At 61.6% G+C, this 17807-nt stretch carries 15 protein-coding genes; 9 read left to right on the top strand and 6 right to left on the bottom strand.

Annotated elements, in window-relative coordinates:
• Nucleotides 1-72: 72 nt before the first annotated feature.
• From NSJP_RS07480 to NSJP_RS19210, 5 genes are all read right to left on the bottom strand, one after another.
• Nucleotides 73-381, bottom strand: coding sequence for a hypothetical protein (locus NSJP_RS07480; RefSeq protein WP_080886289.1), 309 nt, complete (start codon nucleotides 379-381; stop codon nucleotides 73-75).
• Complete coding sequence (locus NSJP_RS07475; protein ID WP_172834224.1) at nucleotides 378-944, bottom strand: TlpA family protein disulfide reductase; 567 nt, start codon at nucleotides 942-944, stop codon at nucleotides 378-380. The genes NSJP_RS07480 and NSJP_RS07475 overlap by 4 nt, the downstream gene beginning before the upstream one ends.
• A complete protein-coding gene (locus NSJP_RS19215; RefSeq protein WP_155969974.1) occupies nucleotides 934-2271 on the bottom strand; it encodes a sialidase family protein in 1338 nt (445 codons plus the stop codon). Before NSJP_RS19215 ends, NSJP_RS07475 begins: the two co-directional genes overlap by 11 nt.
• A 34-nt stretch (nucleotides 2272-2305) precedes the next feature.
• Entirely contained in the window at nucleotides 2306-3361 is a 1056-nt protein-coding gene (locus NSJP_RS07470) for an energy transducer TonB (RefSeq protein WP_080886287.1), read from the bottom strand.
• 136 nt (nucleotides 3362-3497) lie between these two features.
• Nucleotides 3498-3821 (bottom strand): hypothetical protein, encoded by a 324-nt coding sequence (locus tag NSJP_RS19210; RefSeq protein ID WP_155969973.1) that lies wholly within the window; start codon nucleotides 3819-3821, stop codon nucleotides 3498-3500.
• 176 nt (nucleotides 3822-3997) lie between these two features.
• On the opposite strand from NSJP_RS19210, the gene secA reads away from it, so the two are divergent.
• Nucleotides 3998-6718, top strand: coding sequence for a preprotein translocase subunit SecA (gene secA / locus NSJP_RS07460; RefSeq protein ID WP_080886285.1), 2721 nt, complete (start codon nucleotides 3998-4000; stop codon nucleotides 6716-6718).
• A 342-nt stretch (nucleotides 6719-7060) separates the two neighbouring features.
• On the opposite strand, the gene NSJP_RS07455 is transcribed toward secA, so the two are convergent.
• Nucleotides 7061-7462, bottom strand: a complete 402-nt coding sequence (locus NSJP_RS07455; RefSeq protein WP_080886284.1) for a cupin domain-containing protein — start codon at nucleotides 7460-7462, stop codon at nucleotides 7061-7063.
• A gap of 374 nt (nucleotides 7463-7836) precedes the next feature.
• On the opposite strand from NSJP_RS07455, the gene NSJP_RS07450 reads away from it, so the two are divergent.
• The 8 genes from NSJP_RS07450 to nuoH all read left to right on the top strand — a co-directional run bounded on the left by NSJP_RS07450 (nucleotide 7837) and on the right by nuoH (nucleotide 17806).
• Nucleotides 7837-9060, top strand: coding sequence for a class I SAM-dependent methyltransferase (locus NSJP_RS07450; RefSeq protein ID WP_080886283.1), 1224 nt, complete (start codon nucleotides 7837-7839; stop codon nucleotides 9058-9060).
• 23 nt (nucleotides 9061-9083) lie between these two features.
• Nucleotides 9084-9455 (top strand): NADH-quinone oxidoreductase subunit A, encoded by a 372-nt coding sequence (locus NSJP_RS07445; RefSeq protein ID WP_080886282.1) that lies wholly within the window; start codon nucleotides 9084-9086, stop codon nucleotides 9453-9455.
• Nucleotides 9456-9686: 231 nt separating this feature from the next.
• Nucleotides 9687-10166 (top strand): NADH-quinone oxidoreductase subunit B, encoded by a 480-nt coding sequence (locus tag NSJP_RS07440; protein WP_080888534.1) that lies wholly within the window; start codon nucleotides 9687-9689, stop codon nucleotides 10164-10166.
• A 71-nt stretch (nucleotides 10167-10237) separates the two neighbouring features.
• Nucleotides 10238-11992, top strand: a complete 1755-nt coding sequence (gene nuoD, locus NSJP_RS07435) for an NADH dehydrogenase (quinone) subunit D (RefSeq protein ID WP_080886281.1) — start codon at nucleotides 10238-10240, stop codon at nucleotides 11990-11992.
• 64 nt (nucleotides 11993-12056) lie between these two features.
• Nucleotides 12057-12587 (top strand): NADH-quinone oxidoreductase subunit NuoE, encoded by a 531-nt coding sequence (nuoE, locus tag NSJP_RS07430; RefSeq protein WP_080886280.1) that lies wholly within the window; start codon nucleotides 12057-12059, stop codon nucleotides 12585-12587.
• Nucleotides 12588-12632: 45 nt separating this feature from the next.
• Entirely contained in the window at nucleotides 12633-13940 is a 1308-nt protein-coding gene (gene nuoF / locus NSJP_RS07425) for an NADH-quinone oxidoreductase subunit NuoF (protein WP_080886279.1), read from the top strand.
• A 111-nt stretch (nucleotides 13941-14051) separates the two neighbouring features.
• Complete coding sequence (nuoG, locus tag NSJP_RS07420) at nucleotides 14052-16739, top strand: NADH-quinone oxidoreductase subunit NuoG (protein ID WP_080886278.1); 2688 nt, start codon at nucleotides 14052-14054, stop codon at nucleotides 16737-16739.
• Nucleotides 16736-17806, top strand: a complete 1071-nt coding sequence (gene nuoH / locus NSJP_RS07415; protein WP_080886277.1) for an NADH-quinone oxidoreductase subunit NuoH — start codon at nucleotides 16736-16738, stop codon at nucleotides 17804-17806. Before nuoG ends, nuoH begins: the two co-directional genes overlap by 4 nt.
• Nucleotide 17807 lies beyond the last annotated feature (1 nt).

The following is a 17807-nucleotide window of genomic DNA, read 5'->3' as shown; positions in this document are numbered from 1 at the left end:
AGAAGCAGGACGCGCGCGGTCAGGCCTCACCGCGGCATCGATACCTGCCCGTATAAAGATGCTTACAAACGGTTATCGGGGAGGGGCACGAGAGGGGGAACCGGGAGAAGAAATGCGTGAATGGACGGTCAGACTCAACAGCGGCGGTAACAGGAGGAACGTAAAAACGACCTTTGCCGGCGCAACGAAGAGGCCGGCAACGGCGGGATTGGCCTGACAGGCCCAGACGCACAGGGCGGAATGGGACACGTGCGAGGGGCTATGATGGTGCGCGGTCGCGGAGAAGGCGGCCGGTTCGGACAGATACGCCGCCGTCCCGATGGTCAACGCCAGATACAGAACCGTCATGGCGCCGGCGAAGGGCGCAAGCAGGCGTGTCATGAATGCTCTTCGAGGAGATGCCGCATGAGGGCGATCGATTCGTCGCTGTCCCAGGCTCTCGGTCCGACGGCGCGTCCGGAGACCCGACCGTCCGGGCCGATCAGCACGGTCGTGGGGAGTCCCCGCACCATGAAAGTCCGGGAGACTTCCTGATCCTCATCGAAGAGCACCGGCAGGCTGATACCGAGTTGATCGAAGAACTGGCGAATACCCTGCGGATGCCGATCTGCCGTGACCGTCAGGATTTGGACCTGGGCGGAATCGAAGCGGGTCTGGAGCCGCGCCAACGACGGCATCTCTTCCTTACAGGGACCGCACCAGGTCGCCCAGAAATTGAGCAACACGACTTTCCCCGCCAAGTCCTGTGAACGAACCGGCCGGCCGTCCAGCGTCGTGAGATCGAAGGGCATGACCGGCGCGCGGGCTGCCGAGGGGGTGACACGGAGCGCCGCGAACGGATCGGAGGTCGCTGCCCCGGCCAGGCCTGAAAGACCCGCGGCGGCCAGCACGAGCGCACCGGCGATCAGCGCCAGGCCGTTCCACAGTATACGGTCATGGAACATGAACGGACTCCGCCTTTCCGACCGTCGTCTGCGCCGGAGCCAACTGCAAGGTTTGCACGACCAGCCGATGGGCGGGCATCGCATGTTCTTTCCACCCGATGACGGCAGTACCCCGTGCATTCACCGCCACCGTCGGAGTCTGGCCGTTCTTCTCGTTGACCTTCACCGGCGCGCTGAACGATTCGCCGCGATCGAAGGACCGGCTGACGACGACCTCGCGGCGGACCGGCGATTGCTCTTCCCACGCCACCACCACATGCCCTTCGGGATCCACCGCCATCTGCGGATGGTCCGGAAACGTTCCCTTGGATCTGTTCAACTGTTTCTTGGAAGAAAACGTTCGCCCCTGATCGTCGGAATAGGCCAAATAGATCGCCGGCGTCTCGTCGGCGCCTTCCGTATACCACGTCACGTACACGCGTCCGCGCCGATCCACGCCGAGCGACGCAGGACGATGCGGGCAGGCGGGATAGACCCATCGGTCCTGCCCGACGACGGCGGGAGCGGAAAATTCCGTCCCTCCGTCCACGGATCGGGACACGACGATCTCGCGGACGTTGCCTTCGAAGATCTTCCGCCAGGCGAGATAGACGACGCCGTCGTTGGACGTTGCCAACGCGGTCCTGCAGCAGACACAGGTGTTTTCATCCACTTTCAGATTCTTGGCAAAGGTACGGCCCTGATCTCCCGACTTGGCGACGAACGTCCCCGGCTCCTTCTTTCCCTCACGCCCGTCGATCCATGCGACATGCACGGAGCCGTCCGGCGCGACCTGCATGGCGTCGAAGGTATGATTGATCACCTGGCCGTCGTCGTTGACCAGCGTCGAGGGAGCGAACGTCCGGCCCCCGTCGGTGGAACGGCTCAATCGAAGTTCGCTGGAGAAGGGCTTGTCCGGGGTCATCTTGGGATGGGTCAGCGCCCACGTCACGAAGACGTCGTTCCCGCGAACGACCAATGCCGGCGACTCCTGCCGGTAGTACGGATTTTCTGACGGGTCGTTGATCCGCACCGGCGGGCCGAGCGGCCCCCCGGGCTCTTTGGACCGCGCAAACCAAATGGTCCGGACCTCTTTATCCTCCTCGACCCACGCGGCCGAGACGATGCCGGACTCGTCGATCTGCACGGTCGGACCGACGACGTTCTTCACCTGATGAACCGTCACGTGTTTGGCGCCGAGGCCGGCCGGCGAGCCGGATTCGCCGGCCCATGCGATCGAACCGAGCAGGGAGATCGCCATGAGCCATGCGGAAATCCGTCGTGAAGCCCGGCCTGACATCCGGCCTATCTTGCAATCTCCCATCCGTGCGCCGTGTCGAAATGTCATGGGGTAGCCATCCTGAATCGCGAATCTCGAGTGATCAATTGGCCAAGCTATAGACGATCGGCAGACTCACGACGATCTGCGGCTTTCCCAACTCATGCTTCATATGGAGGGGGCAGGCCAGCTTTACCGCCTCCATGGCGGCGGTGTCGAGGACACTGTGCCCCGAACTCTTCTGCACCGACACCTCGGCCAAATGCCCGTCCGACCGGATGACTGCTTTCAAGACGACCTTACCCTGCAAACCGTTCATACGGGCGGAATGCGGATAGCGCTTCAATTCCGCCACCCGTCGCCAGAGCGATTCGGCAAGCCATCGATGGTCTGCTTTGGTCTCCGGCATTCCGGTTGCGGCCTTCGCAACGACTCGCGGAGTCTCGACCGGGGCGGACGCAGGAGCGACATCCACCTGCTCCGATGCAGCAGCCGGTGTGCTTGGCTGCTGCGTGGCTTCGGCCGCGGACGTCGGCGGATTATCTGCGGCAGCCGCAGGCGAGGGCGAGGCAACAGCAACTTCCTGGACAGTCGGAGCCGGCGCGGGAGCCTCGACCGGAACGGCCGGGCGATGCTGTGCCACGACCGTTTCGGCATACACCGGTTCCGCAGATTTCGTTTCCACGGCATGAACCGTCGGCTCCACAGCTGGGGATTCTTCGACCTTCTGGATGACCGGCTCAGCTTTGTGTTGTACGGCCTCGACCTGGCGCTCGACCGGCTCCGGCTTCTGCTGTGGCAGCGGCTCGATCTTCTGTTCGACCGGCCGGGGCGTCTCGACCACCGGATGCACCATCTGGACGCTTTCCTGCGGCGCGACGCGTTGGACCGGCGTCTCCGGCGTCGGAGCTGGTGCAGGCTGAACGTGCGCCGGCCGGGTCTTGGGCTGAACCGGCGGGGCGACGGATTGCGGTGTAGCCGGAACGGGAGTCGGCGCCGGGGCCTCGACGAGTGCCACCTCCCAACGGAACGTTTCCTTCTTCAACACCGGGTCGATCCGCGCCAGAAAAACCAGCGTCAGCGCGACCACCACCGCGTGAAGCACGAGCGAAGCGCCCCATCCTGAAATGTGGAAACGATTGTCATGTGTGGAGGTCATGGCCGAACCACCTTCAGTAAGTGACGTTGCTGAACGAAATGAGACGGAATCGAACAGCCTATGGAATCATCCGCCGGCGCAACCGACAGTCGGTTGCGCTGAGCCGCGCCGGCTAAAACACGATGAATCCTGGTGTTTACAGAGGGGGACCGCGCGAAGGAACGACGTAGGCAAGAACGGACGAACGATGATCCTGAGCGTGCTGGTCAATGAGCGCGATCGGAGACCGCTCGATCAATGGGGGTGCTACAGCCGCATCCAGCACATGGCCGGCCGCGCACATCCAGGAGCAGAGTGCCGTGGCGTGAGTCGCTTTCTGATGGTGCGCGTGCTGGGACTCGTGGGAAATCGACTGGGCCGATGCAAGCGCGCCTACAGTAAGAACGCAGAAGACCAAGAGCCACGCAACCGATAGCGCCAAGGCCTTGCCGAAGACTTTGGATGGAGTCCGGAATGTCATCTGCCGTTCAATCCTGAAATGACCGGTCGAATGTTACGGGACCGGCATGGAGGAGTCAAGACGACGCGAGCGGTCGGGCACGAATCCCGATAGGATTCGGAAAATGTTTACTGTATACTGCGTGACGGCCTTCGACCGCAAATCGTCACGCCCACGGACTGGGCCCGGAATCAAACATGCTCACACAGATCCTGAATCTTGTCTTCGGCAGCAAGAACGACCGTGAAATCAAGGCGTTGCTGCCGGTCGTCCAGCGGATCAACGGCCTGGAGGGCGACTTGACTCCACTGTCCGACCAGGCACTGGCCGATAAGACGGAGGTCTTTAAGAAGCGTCTCGCCGCGGGCGAGTCCCTGGAGGACATTCTTCCCGAAGCGTTCGCCGTATGCCGTGAGATGTCCCGGCGGAAGCTCAACATGCGGCATTTCGACGTGCAGTTGATCGGCGGCATGATCCTGCACCGAGGACGCATCGCGGAAATGAAAACCGGAGAGGGCAAAACCCTCGTCGCCACCCTGCCCATCTATTTGAACGCGCTGGAAGGCAAGGGGGCTCACCTGGTCACCGTCAACGATTACCTGGCCAAACGGGACGCCCAATGGATGGGACAGCTCTATCATGCCCTGGGCCTCTCGACCGGCATCATTCAACACGACGCCTCGTTTCTCTTTGATCCGACGTACGAGGCCTCCGATAAACGACTGCAGCACTTGCGACCCTGCACCAGACCCGAGGCCTATCGCGCGGACATCACTTACGGGACCAACAACGAGTACGGGTTCGACTACCTGCGGGACAATCTCGTCGTCACCGATTTGAACCAATGCGTCCAGCGGGAGTTGAACTTCGCGATCGTGGACGAGGTCGACAGCATTCTGATCGACGAGGCGCGGACTCCCTTGATCATTTCCGGTCCGACCGATCAGACCACCGACCTGTACTACCGTATCAACGCGATCATCCCTCAACTCAAGATCGAGCAGGATTATACGATCGAGGAAAAAACCAAGACCGCCTCGCTCACCGAGGACGGCAACGTACGGGTCGAACACCTGCTCGGGGTGGACAATCTCTACGACCCCGCCCACATGGACCTGGTGCACCACGTGGTCAAGGCGCTCCAGGCGTATGCGCTCTACAAGCGGGACGTCGACTACGTGGTCAAGGACGGCGAGGTGATCATCGTCGACGAATTCACCGGACGCCTGATGCCGGGCCGCCGCTGGAGCGACGGGCTTCACCAGGCGGTCGAAGCCAAAGAGGGCGTGAAGATCGCCAACGAGAACCAGACCCTGGCTTCGGTGACTTTCCAGAACTATTTCCGGATGTACAAGAAGCTCGGCGGCATGACCGGCACGGCCGATACCGAGGCGGCGGAATTCGCGAAGATCTACAATCTCGACGTCAACGTGGTTCCGACCAACCGCAAGATGGTCCGGCTGGACTATGCCGACGTCGTCTATCGTACCGAGAAGGAGAAGTTCGCCGCCATCGTGGAGGAAATCAAGGAATGCCACGAGCGGGGCCAGCCGGTGCTCGTCGGCACCATCTCGATCGAAAAATCAGAGAAGCTGGCGGGCATGTTGAGCCGGAACGGCGTCAAGCACAACGTGCTCAATGCGAAGCAGCACGAGCGCGAGGCTGAAATCGTCGCCCAGGCCGGGCGCAAAGGGGCCGTCACGATCGCCACCAACATGGCGGGCCGCGGCACCGACATCCTGCTCGGCGGCAACGCCGATTTCATGTTCAAGCAGGTCCTCTATCGCGAAGAAGCCCTCCCGGACGAGCGCAAGCTGGCCGTCTTCGAAGAGATCCGGGCGGATTGCGAAAAGAACAAGCAGGATGTGGTCACCCTCGGCGGGCTCCACATCCTCGGCACGGAGCGGCACGAAAGCCGCCGCATCGACAATCAGCTGCGCGGCCGCGCCGGCCGACAGGGCGATCCCGGCTCCTCCCGCTTCTACCTCTCCCTCGAAGACGACTTGATGCGGATTTTCGCGTCCGAACGCGTCTCGCAGTTGATGCTCAAGTTGGGCATGGAAGAAGGCATCCCGATCGAGCATGGGATGGTCACGCGCGCCATCGCCAACGCCCAGAAGAAGGTCGAGGCCCACAATTTCGAGATCCGCAAACAGCTTCTCGAATACGACGACGTCATGAACAAGCAGCGCGAGGTGATCTACCAGCACCGCCGCGCCGTCCTCGCCGGCAGCCATCTCACCGAAGACATTCACGACATGATGGACGGGGTCGTGGAATCCGCTCTCACGGTCTATTGCCCCCCCGAGCAGTACCCGGAAGAATGGGATCTCAAAGGCTTGACCGACATGATGCAGGGGCAGTTCGGCGTCGACATCACGCACGGCAAGGAGGACGGCGGCGAAGCGTTGCGTGACCTGGGCCGGGACGCATTGTCGGAAGATCTTCGCGATCAGGTACGCGAGACCTACAAGGGGAAGGACCAGGAACTGGGGCCGGAGTTGCTGCGCTTCCTGGAAAAGACCTTCATGCTCCAGGTGATCGACCACCATTGGAAGGATCACCTGCTCGCCATGGACCACCTCCGGGACGGGATCGGATTGCGGGGATACGGCCAGAAGGATCCGCTCATCGAGTACAAACGCGAGGGCTTCGACCTGTTCGCCGGGATGATGGAGCGGATCAAGTCGGACACGTTGGATCGACTGTTCCACGTCCAAGCGGTCCGCAACGATCCCGAGCACACGGCGCCTCCACCGCCCCCCGTCATGACTCGCCCGCAACCGCAACTCACGCTCAACAGAGGCGAGGAACCGGTCGGGGCTCAGACAGTCCAGCGCAACGACGACAAGGTCGGCCGCAACGACCCTTGTCCCTGCGGCAGCGGGAAGAAGTACAAGAAGTGCCATGGGGCGTGAAGTTGCTTGGCCGACGACGGTCGTGGTCCTTCTGCCTCGCCATGATGCGACGAACTTTCACTCCTACTGGCCATAGTTCATCCTCCCACGCACTCCTATAAAGCTGCGCCGAAGCGTCGCAACGCCGTCGTGCGTGGGCCTTCATACCCGTTGAAGCGTAGCCGACGCCATGTCGAGCGCCTTCGGCCCACTCCCGTCCGACCAAGCAAGGGGGGAAATAGAAGGGACAGACCTCGCCTCCGTGATTCGAGGAGGCGATACCAGCGAAGCCGGCTCCATCCTTCGTCACTGGCCAAAGAAAGATAGGAGAGGTTCGGGACTCATACCTCTGAGAGAACCCCCTCAGCCCACTGACGTCTTGCCGTCGAAGTGATGGTGCTCGTCGGCGTCCGCTTCCTTTTTGGTCCGATGGACCGTGCCGGATTTATGTTCCGGCGGACTGTAGACGCTGTACAGTTTGAGCAGGCCTTGCTTGGATCGATTGACCACGTTGTGCCTGGTTCCCGCAGGAATCACGACGGCGTGGCCATCGGTCACCGCATGGGATTCTCCATCCAGTATGACCGTGCCTTCACCGGCCTCGAAGCGGATGAACTGGTCCAGGTCATGGACCTCTTCTCCGATTTCCTCACCGGGTTTCAGACTCATCAGCACCAATTGGCTATGACGGGCGGTGAAGAGGACCTGCCGGTAGTTCTCATTCTTTCGCGTGGCGTCTTCGAGCTGTACGATATAGCCTTTCATCGTGTCGGTCTCCTTTCTCTCCCATCAGACTGTACCTATCGCACAGGAACGACGCAAGATTGCCCCACGCACGACAGCCTGAAATAGCCGTCACAGGCAGGGCGATATGCGCCTTTTCTATAAACATCCGTACCATTTCACCGATCCGGACGAGGCTTCGTTAGATCGGTATGCTCCACCTACGGGCTCACCAAGATACGCGGAGGCGAGACAGGCCTTTCCTCCTGAAATCACCTTGACTTAGCGTAGTTCCAACGGCTACTCTAGCCCCCTCTTTTTCTCTTGGCGACGGGTGAGGTCTACCCGTCAGGTGTTGGTGTCTGCCGAGAACGTCGCCGGCGCGGGAGTTCTTTGGAAAAGGAGCATCTACCCCTGTGACAACCACAGGTCATCCACAGCTCACGGCCGCCATCGTCTCGGAAATCGAGGCGGCAGGCCCGATGCCCTTCGTCCGATTCATGGACCTCGCCCTCTATCATCCGCAGTACGGGTATTACATGCGCCCGCCCGAAGCCGGAACGGAGCGTATCGGGTGGTCCGGCGACTTCTATACGAGTTCGGACGTCCATCCCATTTTGGGGCAGGCGCTGGCCAAACAAGCCGAACAGATCGACGCGTTTCTCGGATATCCCGATCCCTTTACCGTCGTGGAGATGGGACCCGGCAAGGGGCTCTTGGCCAAGCATTTCCTGTCAGCCTGTCACGCGAGAGGCTCCGGTACGTTGCAACGGCGGCTGCGCTACGTCCTGATCGAGCGAAGCCCCGCGATGCGCGCCATCCAACAGCAGCATCTTCAACCCTGGTTGGAGCGGGATGGGTTGGTTTCCTGGCTCGAGGACATCGACAGTCTTCCGCATGACGGGACGGTAGGTCTCCTGTTCAGCAACGAGTTGATCGACGCATTCCCCGTTCATCGCGTCGAAGTCTCGGGAGGAGTCCTCAAGGAATGCTTCGTGGACTACCGGGACGGCCGGTTCGTCGAATGTCTCCTGCCCCTGTCGAATCCGGCATTGGCCGAGTATTTGACGCGTCTCGGTCTGATCCTGCCCGATGGCTATCGCACTGAAATCAACCTGCGCGCGCGCGACTGGATGGCCAGCGTGGCCGGCAGCCTGTCCCGCGGAGCAGTCCTCACCATCGACTACGGACACTCCGCCCAGGATCTTTACGGACCGGATCGCGCCAGAGGCACGTTGCTCTGCTACCGCTCGCAACTGACGTCGGAAGATCCCTATACAATGGTCGGACTCCAAGATATGACGACTCACGTCGACTTCACCAGTCTGGCGCTGGCGGGTCAAGAAGCGGGACTGTCTCTGACGGGATTTACCAACCAGATGAGTTTTCTTATGGGCCTCGGCGTCGAGGAGATGATCGGCCGGCTCGAACCGGAAAGCCCCGAGTTTTTTGCCGCGCTGCATCTGCTCCAACCCCACGGCATGGGTCGCACATTCAAGATTCTGGTGCAGCACAAGGCCATGACGGACCCGCAACTCGACGGCTTGACCTTCAAGCCGTTCTTCGGCTCGGCGCTGACGGCCACAAGTCGTGGTCACCATGAGGCAGCTTCCGCGGAAACGGTCGGGGTGCGCCGATGAGACAGGAGCGGTAACGAGGCCCTATGGGAAACGAATCGGTCCCCGTAAATTATCTGCCGATCCTCTTGTTCATCGGAATCGCGATGGCGTTCGGCGTCGTGTCGCTGCTCGCCGGCCGGCTCGTCCGGCCGAGCCGGCCATACCGCGCCAAGCTCAGCCCTTATGAAAGCGGCAGCCCCTTGTTTTCCGATGCCCGCATTCAGTTTCCGATGCGGTACTACATCATCGCCATGCTGTTCGTGATTTTCGATATCGAGGTCATCTTCATCCTGCCCTGGGCCGTGCGGTTTCAATCGTTGGGGCTCCTGGGCCTGGTGGAAATGCTGGTGTTCATCGGGATCCTCTTGGTGGGACTCTGGTATGCATGGAAAAAGGGAGCGCTCGAATGGGATTAGGAGCGGGACTTGTCGCCGACCGGAGTTCCCGTTCGTCCTCGCTCCGCCCATCCCCCAGTGGGGCCCTTTCGCTGCGGGCGCTGGGTAAGGACTGCGGCGCGGGACAGGGTGGGCGGGTGAGAATTGCGCGCCCAGGTCGCCGTCACCCGCTCATCCCATTCTTTGAAGGGAGTGGAAGAACAAACTGAGACAGGTCCTCAGGACTTCGCACTCAGCAATGGAGCGAACGCGATGAGTTTTCTCGAACGGCAGCTGGAAGCGAACATCATTACGACGAATCTCGACGCAGTCGTGAATTGGGCCAGAAAATCCGCCTTGTGGCCGATGACGTTCGGCCTGGCCTGCTGTGCCATCGAGATGATCGCCAGCGTCTCTTCCCGTTACGACATCGACCGGTTCGGAGCCGGCGTCTTTCGTGCCTCGCCCCGGCAGTCCGATCTCATGATCGTAGCCGGTACCGTGACGCGCAAAATGGCGCCGGTCATCCGTCGCATCTACGACCAGATGCCGGAGCCTCGGTACGTGATTTCGATGGGATCCTGCGCCACGTCGGGCAATCACTACAACAGCTACGCCGTCGTTCAGGGCGTCGATCAGATCGTGCCGGTCGACGTATACGTCCCGGGCTGCCCGCCCCGTCCCGAGGCGTTGCTGGACGGGCTTCTGAAACTGCAGGAGAAGATTCAGCGGGAAAAAGTGTTCGTGAAATAGAGGCCGATGGCAGAGTGCCAAGCTGTTCGGAGTGTGCGCCATCAGCCATTCGCTACGAGCTATTCGGAGCCATGCAATCACTGATCGAAATACTGATGACGCGGTTTCCCAAGGCGGTCCTATCCGTCCAGGCGGATACCGAACGCGCGGAGGTGTCGATCAACGTCGCGGCCGAGCACGTGCTTGAATTGAGCCGGTTTCTCCACGACGAACCGGACGCGTCCTTCAACCATCTTACCGATATCTGTTCGGTGGACTACCCGGAGGACCAGCAACGGTTCGAAGTCGTGTACCATCTCCACTCCCTCTCCAAAAACCGCCGGCTCCGCCTGAAGGCACGGCTGTCGGAGGACAATCCGACGATCGCTTCCGTCACATCCATATGGAAAGGCGCGGAATTTCTCGAGCGTGAAGTCTACGACATGATGGGGATCCGCTTCGCGGGGCACCCCGATCTCCGGCGCATCCTGATGCCGGAAGACTATGACGAGGGCTTTCCTTTACGGAAGGATTTCCCCGCGGAAGGGCGCGGATGGCGCAGCCAATTCGACTTCATTCCCCGGCTGGACGAGCCGCCCTCCGAGTCCTTGGACGGCGACGAAGTCCCCGAGAGAGAGAAGCAGGCCTTTCGAGCCGAACAGGAGCGGCCGGGGTCCCTGCGACGGGAGGAACTGCTGCTCAACATGGGGCCGCAGCATCCGAGCACGCACGGCGTCCTGCGGGTCGTCCTCGAGCTGGACGGCGAGCGGATCGTCAAGGCCACGCCCGATCTCGGCTATCTCCATCGGGGAGTCGAAAAGCTCTCCGAAGGGTTGGCCTATATGCAGATCATCCCTCACACCGACCGTCTCGACTACGTGTGCGCGATGGCCAACAACTACGCCTACGTGCGGGCGGTGGAGAAGCTGCTCGGCATTACGATCCCCGAACGGGGGGAATACATCCGGACGATCGTGGCCGAGATGCAGCGGATCATCGGACATTTGTTCTGGCTCGGCACGCAGGCGCTGGACATCGGCGCCATGACGGTGTTTTTCTGGACGTTCCGCGAGCGCGAAGTGCTGCTCGACCTGTTCGAGAAACTCTGCGGCGCGCGCCTGACGTTGAACTACTATCGGATCGGCGGCGTGGACAGCGATTTGACGCCGGAGGTGATCCAACGGCTCAAGGCCTTCCTGGTGACGTTCCCCGACAAGGTGAAGGAATACGACTCCCTGATCGCGTCGAACCGGATCTGGCTCGGCCGGACCAAGGACGTCGCAGTGATCTCGGCCGAAGACGCCATCAATTTCGGCTGCACCGGGCCGGTGCTCCGCGGCTCGGGCGTCGCCTACGACATCCGCAAGACCGAACCGTACGGCGTTTACGACAAAGTGGACTGGGAAGTACCGCTCGGAAAGAAGGGCGACACGTACGACCGGTATTGGGTCCGGATGGAAGAAATGCGCCAAAGCGCCAGGATCATTCAGCAATGTCTCGATCAACTGCCGCCCGGCGCGATCATGGCGGACGCTCCGCAGTATATTCCCCCGCCGAAGCCGCACGTCATGCGAGACATGGAAAGCCTGATCCACCACTTCATCATCTTCACACAGGGGTTGAAGCCTCCGAAGGCCGAGACCTATTGTGGAACCGAGGCGCCGAAAGGCGAGCTGGGGTTTTTCATCGTCAGCGACGGCTCTGCGCGGCCCTACCGGTTGAAGATCCGGTCCCCGTCGTTCGTACACATGGGCGCCTTCGACCATATGGCCCGGGGCTATCTGATTTCCGACATCATCACGATTTTCGGCACCTATGACATCGTGATGGGAGAATGCGACAGATAAATGTTCAATGTTGAGTTGGACGCTCTCACACATTCAACATTAAACATGACGGGCGGAGTTAGAGATGTTGCGCGAAAAGTATAAAGAAGAGATTGAGCAAATCCTGAGTCGCTATCCGGTGAAGCGGTCGGCGCTGATTCCGTTGCTGTATTTGGCGCAGCGTGAGGCAGGGTACGTGACCGAAGCGGCAATGACCGAAATCGCCGGCATCCTCCGCTTGACGCCGCCGCAGGTCTACGAAACGGCCACCTTCTACACGATGCTGAATATCAAGAAGGTCGGGAAGCACCACATCCAGGTCTGCAAGTCGCTGATGTGCGCGCTCGTCGGCTCCGACACCGTGATCGGCTGGATCAAGGCGAAGCTGGGCATTGTGCCCGGCGAAACCACGGCGGACGGGATGTTCACTCTGTCCGCGGTGGAATGTCTCGCGGCTTGCGGAACAGGCCCGATGATGCAGATCAACGAGGACTATTACGAACGGCTGACCGAAGAAAAGGTGGACCGGATCCTGGCCGATCTGCGCACGACCGGATCGAGTCCGCTGAAGAGCGGGCCCTTCATGTGGCCAGAGGCGACTGAGACCATACCCTAGTCATAAGATTTTCGCGCCGGGAACCAGCGACAGCAGCGACGATTTATGCCGAAACACGAACAGATCTTATTGAAGAATATGTCCCAATCCGGATATTCGGGGTCGCTCGCGGACTACGAGCGGGCGGGCGGCTATCAGGCGATCCGAAAGGCTCTCGGCAAGATCGCGCCGGCCGACGTCACGGCGATCGTGATGAAGTCCGGCCTTCGCGGCCGCGGCGGCGCGGGGTTCCCCACAGGAGTCAAATGGGGCTTTCTTCCCAAGGATCACCGGGGTCCCCGTTATTTGTGCTGCAACGCCGATGAGAGCGAGCCGGGTACGTTCAAAGACCGGCAGCTCATGGAGCGGGATCCACACCAGCTCCTGGAAGGCATCGTCCTGGCCGGCTACGCCATCGGGGCCGAATCGACCTACATTTATATCCGCGGCGAGATGGTGCTGGGCTCCAAAATCCTGGAACGCGCGATCGAGGAGGCCAAAGCCGCCGGCTACGTCGGCAGGAATATCCTCGGCACGGGCGTCAACGTCGACATCGTGGTGCATCGCGGGGCCGGAGCCTACATTTGCGGCGAGGAGACCGCGCTGCTCGAATCCTTGGAAGGCAAGCGGGGCCTGCCGCGCGTCAAGCCTCCGTTTCCGGCAACGCACGGGCTGTATAACAAGCCGACCGTCGTGAACAACGTGGAGACTCTCGCAAACCTTCCGCACATCTTGAACCGCGGCGCCGAATGGTTCTCGTCGATCGGCTCCCCGCCCAAAAGCACGGGAACGAGAATCTTCTGCGTCAGCGGCCACGTGAAGCGGCCGGGCAACTATGAAGTGCCCATGGGCGTAACGTTTCGCGAGCTCATCTACGAACAGGCCGGCGGGATGCGGGGAGACAAACCCATCAAAGCCTTCATACCGGGCGGCGCGTCGGCGCCGTTTCTGACACCGGCCCACCTCGACGTGAAGCTGGATTTCGAATCGGTGGCGGCGGCCGGCTCGATGCTGGGGTCGGGCGGCGTCACGGTGATGGAAGAGGGAACCAGCATGGTCTGGGCCGCACTCCGGCTCATGGAATTTTTCTACCACGAGTCCTGCGGCAAGTGCAGTCCATGCCGCGAAGGCAGTTCCTGGCTGGTTCAGACCATGCGCCGCATCGTGGCCAAACAGGGCAGAGCGCAGGACCTTGAAACGTTGACGGATCTGTGTAAGAACATCGCGGGCCGTACGGTCTGCGCCTTCGGCGACGCCGAGGTTGCGCCCATCATGAGCACGTTGAAGCATTGGCGCCAGGAATACGTGGCGCTGATCCACGAGGCGGACGCGGCCAACCTGATCCGCTCCATCCCGACGGGGACGAGAGCCTGATGCCGCCTGTGATGCGTATCTCGTATCTCGCAAAAGGCAGGCGCTGTTCCGCCGGCTTCCGTCCGAGCGGATGGGCGCTTCACGTTTCACGAACGACGCGCGACGAACACCATGCCTGACACCACCGACACCGTACGCCTGACCATCGACGGCATCTCCGTGACGGTCCCGAAGGGCACGCTCGTCATCGAGGCGGCGCGGCGGGTCGGCGTCATGATTCCCCACTTCTGCTATCACCCCAAGCTGAAGCCGGATGCCAATTGCCGCATGTGTCTTGTGGAAGTCGAGAAGATGCCGAAGCTGCAGACGTCGTGCAGCACCGTGGCGACCGACGGCATGGCCGTCCGTACGGCCACCACGGTCGTCCATGACGCGCACAAGTCAGTGCTCGAATTCATTCTTGCCAATCATCCCCTGGACTGTCCGGTATGCGACCAGGGCGGCAAGTGCGACCTCCAGGACTTTTCCCACGAATACACCGCGACGGGCAGCCGATTCACCGAGACCAAGCGGATTTTCCAGAAGGAATACTTCAGCCCGCTGATCGAGACCCAGATGAACCGCTGCGTGCAATGCTTACGCTGCGTCCGTTATTGCGACGAAGTGATGGACGTCAAGGCGCTGGCGCCCGTGGGCCGCGGCACCATGACCGAGATCAAGTCCTTCGCGGCGCATCCGCTCGACTGCGAGTTCTGCGGCGGCTGCGTCCAGATCTGCCCGGTCGGCGCGATCACGAGCCGGCTGTCGATGTACGAATACCGGCCCTGGATGCTCAAGCGGGCCGACACGGTCTGCGGCTACTGCGGAGACGGCTGCCAAATCACCGTGCAGACCAAGGACAATCTGCTCGTCGAAGTCAATTCGGCTCAGGGTGCCGGCCGCAACAACGGGGACCTCTGCGCCAGGGGATTTTTCGGGTTCCATGCAGCGGCCAATCCGGAGCGGCTCGCCAAGCCGCTGATCCGTCAGAACGGGGTTCTCGTCGAAGCCACGTGGGAAGCGGCCCTGCAGCTGACCGCTCAACGCCTGATGGAGATCAAGGCCCAATCAGGTCCCCAGGCGGTGGGCGGACTGATCTCCGGCCGGCTGACCAACGAGGAGCTGTATCTCTTCCAGAAGCTCCTGCGCCTCGCCATCGGCACGAACAACGTGGACAGCAGCGCGCGCTACGGCCATCTCAACGCCGTCCGGGCCATGCAGCGGGTCCAGGGCACGCACCGCTGGACGGTCGCGTTTGAAGACATCGTGCATGCCGACGTCCTGCTTCTGATCGGCACGAATCTGACCGAGGCGAATCCGATCACGGGCCTCAAGGTGAAGGAAGCGGTGAAGAAGCACCATGCCGACCTGCTGACAATCGAATCGGTGCAGCCGGCGATCGATACGATCAGCAACATCGCCAATTTGTCGCGCCTCCATCTCTGCATGGGACCGGAACAATTCCCGGCCGCCGTGCTTGGCCTTCTCAAGGCCGCGCTGGAGGGCGATCATGTCGACGCGAGCCTCCGCGCGCAGGTGCCGGATTACGTCGCAGCCTTGTCCCAGCAACTCAACCGGCTCGCCTGGACGGACGTGGCGGACGGAACGGGAGCCTCCCAACAGCAGTTCTCCGAGATCGTTGCGGCGCTCGCACGGGGCCGGCGCGTTGTCATTCTCGCCGGCCAGGGTCTCTTGCGGAGCCCGGGCGGATACCACGCGAGCCTGAATCTTCTCGATTTGCTGCTCCTGCTCGGCAAAGCCGCCGCTCCCGGCTGCGGCTTCGCGCCTCTGACCGAGGAGAATAACGACCAGGGCGCCGTTGAAATGGGAGCCGTGGCGGAATGGCTGCCCGGCGCCCTCGACGTATCGGACGAGGCGGCCCGAAAGCAGATTTCACGGGTTTGGAAAGGGACGCCGCCCGACCAGACGGGCGCGACGCTCATGGACATGATCGAACAGGCCGGGACCGGCCGGATCAAGGCCATGCTGATCGCCGGAGAAAATCCGGTGGCCAGCCTGCCGGCTCATCTCGGCGTGAAGGACAAGCTCAAGAAACTGGACTTCCTCGTGTGCCAGGAACTCTTCCTCACGGAAACCGCGTCGTTGGCGCATGTCGTCCTGCCTGCCGCTTCCTCCCTCGAGAAAGCCGGCACCTTTACGAACGCCGAAGGGCACGCGCAAGCCGTCCGTCCCGCGATCGAGCCGGTCGGCGACAGCCGCCCGGATTGGGAAATGTTCTCGGCCCTGGCGCTGTTGCTCGGGACTCCCTGGGAATACGCGGATGCGAAGGACCTATTGAAGGAAATCCGCGGCGTCGTTCCAGGATACGGGCCGCTCGGACCGACGCCCGTGTCGGCCAAGGTGAATCAGGACGCGCTCGGCCGCTATCTCGCAGGGGGGTTTCGTCAGGACCTGACCGACCGGTATACTCTGCCCCTTCCGGCGAACCGGCCCGCTGCCGCGCTGACGCTGGGACTCGTGCAGAGCCTGTTCCATTCGGGCAAGTTGTCCACCAGGGCGAAGGGCCTGCTCCAGGTGGAAGCCACCGGGACGTTGCGGCTCAATCCCGACGACGCGGCCCGGTTGACCGTGAGCACCGGAGACCGCGTCACGCTGTCCAATGAACGGGGATCCTGTACGGCGACCGTGAAGCTGCTCGACCGCGTTCCGAAGGGATTCGCGTGGTTTCCCGATCATTTTGCCCAGGACATCACCCGATTGTGTGAAATCACGATCGATCAGGAGACGAAGGTCCCGTCGTTCAGGGCGGCCTCCGTATCGGTCGTCAAGGTCGAGGAAGAGAAGGGAGTGTTGTCGTGACCGAACTCAGCGTGCGTCTCGCCGTGTCGCTTGCTCAAATCGCCGTGGTCATGGGCGTCGTCCTGTTGACGGTGATGATCCTGACGTTGGCCGAACGAAAGGTGCTCGGCTGGATGCAGGACCGCATGGGTCCGATGGAAGTCGGTCCCTACGGCGTGTTGCAGCCGATCGCCGACGGGCTGAAGCTTTTCTTCAAGGAAGACATCGTGCCGGCCGGGGCCAACAAGCTCATGTTCACTCTGGGACCGATTCTCGCACTGGTCCCCGCGCTGATCGGTTTCGCCGTGATCCCGTTTGGTCCCAGCCAGACCTTCGAGTTCTTCGGAATTACGGTCAAGCCCTTCATCATCAGCGACATCAATATCGGCATCTTGTACATCCTGGCGTTCACCTCCATCGGCGCATACGGCATCATCCTGGGCGGGTGGGCGTCGAACAGCAAGTATTCCCTGCTGGGCGGCCTGCGCTCCGCCGCGCAGGTCATCAGCTACGAACTCAACGTCGGGCTGGCGATCGTGGGCGTACTGATCCTGGCGGGCTCGCTGAGCCTCGTGAAGATCGCCGAAGCCCAGAGCGGGGGGTTCTGGCATTGGTACGTGTTCGCGTTCCCGGCGCCGCAGATTTTCGCGTTCGTCGTCTATGTGATCTCGGCGGTGGCCGAGACCAACCGCGTGCCATTCGACCTGCCGGAGGCGGAAAGCGAGCTCGTGGCGGGATTCTTCACGGAGTACAGCGGCATGCGGTTCGCGTTCTTCTTCATCGCCGAATACGCCAACATGGTGCTCGTGTCCTGCATCGCGGCCGTCATGTTTCTGGGCGGATGGAACGCGCCCTATCCCGGGACGATCCTTGAGCAGATCGGGCTGCCGCAGTTCGCCTGGGCGGAGAACATCGCCTGGTTCACCGTCAAGGCCTATGCGTTTCTGTTTCTGTTCTTCTGGCTGCGCGCCACCCTGCCGCGGCTTCGTTACGACCAATTAATGAAATTCGGATGGAAGGTGATGTTGCCGATCGCGCTCGCGAACATCGTCGTGACATCCATCGCCGTGTACTTTTTCCGAGGCTGAC

The sequence above is a fragment of the Nitrospira japonica genome (assembly GCF_900169565.1).
Lineage (GTDB): Bacteria > Nitrospirota > Nitrospiria > Nitrospirales > Nitrospiraceae > Nitrospira_C > Nitrospira_C japonica_A.
The sequence above is the reverse complement of the archived record's forward strand: the minus strand, read 5'-3'. Positions and strand labels throughout refer to the sequence as shown.

Excerpts from the sequence above, each read along its gene's own strand:
- nuoF (WP_080886279.1), top strand. The coding sequence starts at position 12,633 with ATGCCGAAACACGAACAGATCTTATTGAAGAATATGTCCCAATCCGGA.
- secA (WP_080886285.1), top strand. The coding sequence starts at position 3,998 with ATGCTCACACAGATCCTGAATCTTGTCTTCGGCAGCAAGAACGACCGT.
- nuoE (WP_080886280.1), top strand. The coding sequence starts at position 12,057 with ATGTTGCGCGAAAAGTATAAAGAAGAGATTGAGCAAATCCTGAGTCGC.
- NSJP_RS07480 (WP_080886289.1), bottom strand. The coding sequence starts at position 381 with ATGACACGCCTGCTTGCGCCCTTCGCCGGCGCCATGACGGTTCTGTAT.
- NSJP_RS07440 (WP_080888534.1), top strand. The coding sequence starts at position 9,687 with ATGAGTTTTCTCGAACGGCAGCTGGAAGCGAACATCATTACGACGAAT.
- NSJP_RS07475 (WP_172834224.1), bottom strand. The coding sequence starts at position 944 with ATGTTCCATGACCGTATACTGTGGAACGGCCTGGCGCTGATCGCCGGT.
- NSJP_RS07470 (WP_080886287.1), bottom strand. The coding sequence starts at position 3,361 with ATGACCTCCACACATGACAATCGTTTCCACATTTCAGGATGGGGCGCT.
- NSJP_RS19215 (WP_155969974.1), bottom strand. The coding sequence starts at position 2,271 with ATGACATTTCGACACGGCGCACGGATGGGAGATTGCAAGATAGGCCGG.
- NSJP_RS07455 (WP_080886284.1), bottom strand. The coding sequence starts at position 7,462 with ATGAAAGGCTATATCGTACAGCTCGAAGACGCCACGCGAAAGAATGAG.
- nuoG (WP_080886278.1), top strand. The coding sequence starts at position 14,052 with ATGCCTGACACCACCGACACCGTACGCCTGACCATCGACGGCATCTCC.
- nuoD (WP_080886281.1), top strand. The coding sequence starts at position 10,238 with ATGCAATCACTGATCGAAATACTGATGACGCGGTTTCCCAAGGCGGTC.
- NSJP_RS19210 (WP_155969973.1), bottom strand. The coding sequence starts at position 3,821 with ATGACATTCCGGACTCCATCCAAAGTCTTCGGCAAGGCCTTGGCGCTA.
- NSJP_RS07445 (WP_080886282.1), top strand. The coding sequence starts at position 9,084 with ATGGGAAACGAATCGGTCCCCGTAAATTATCTGCCGATCCTCTTGTTC.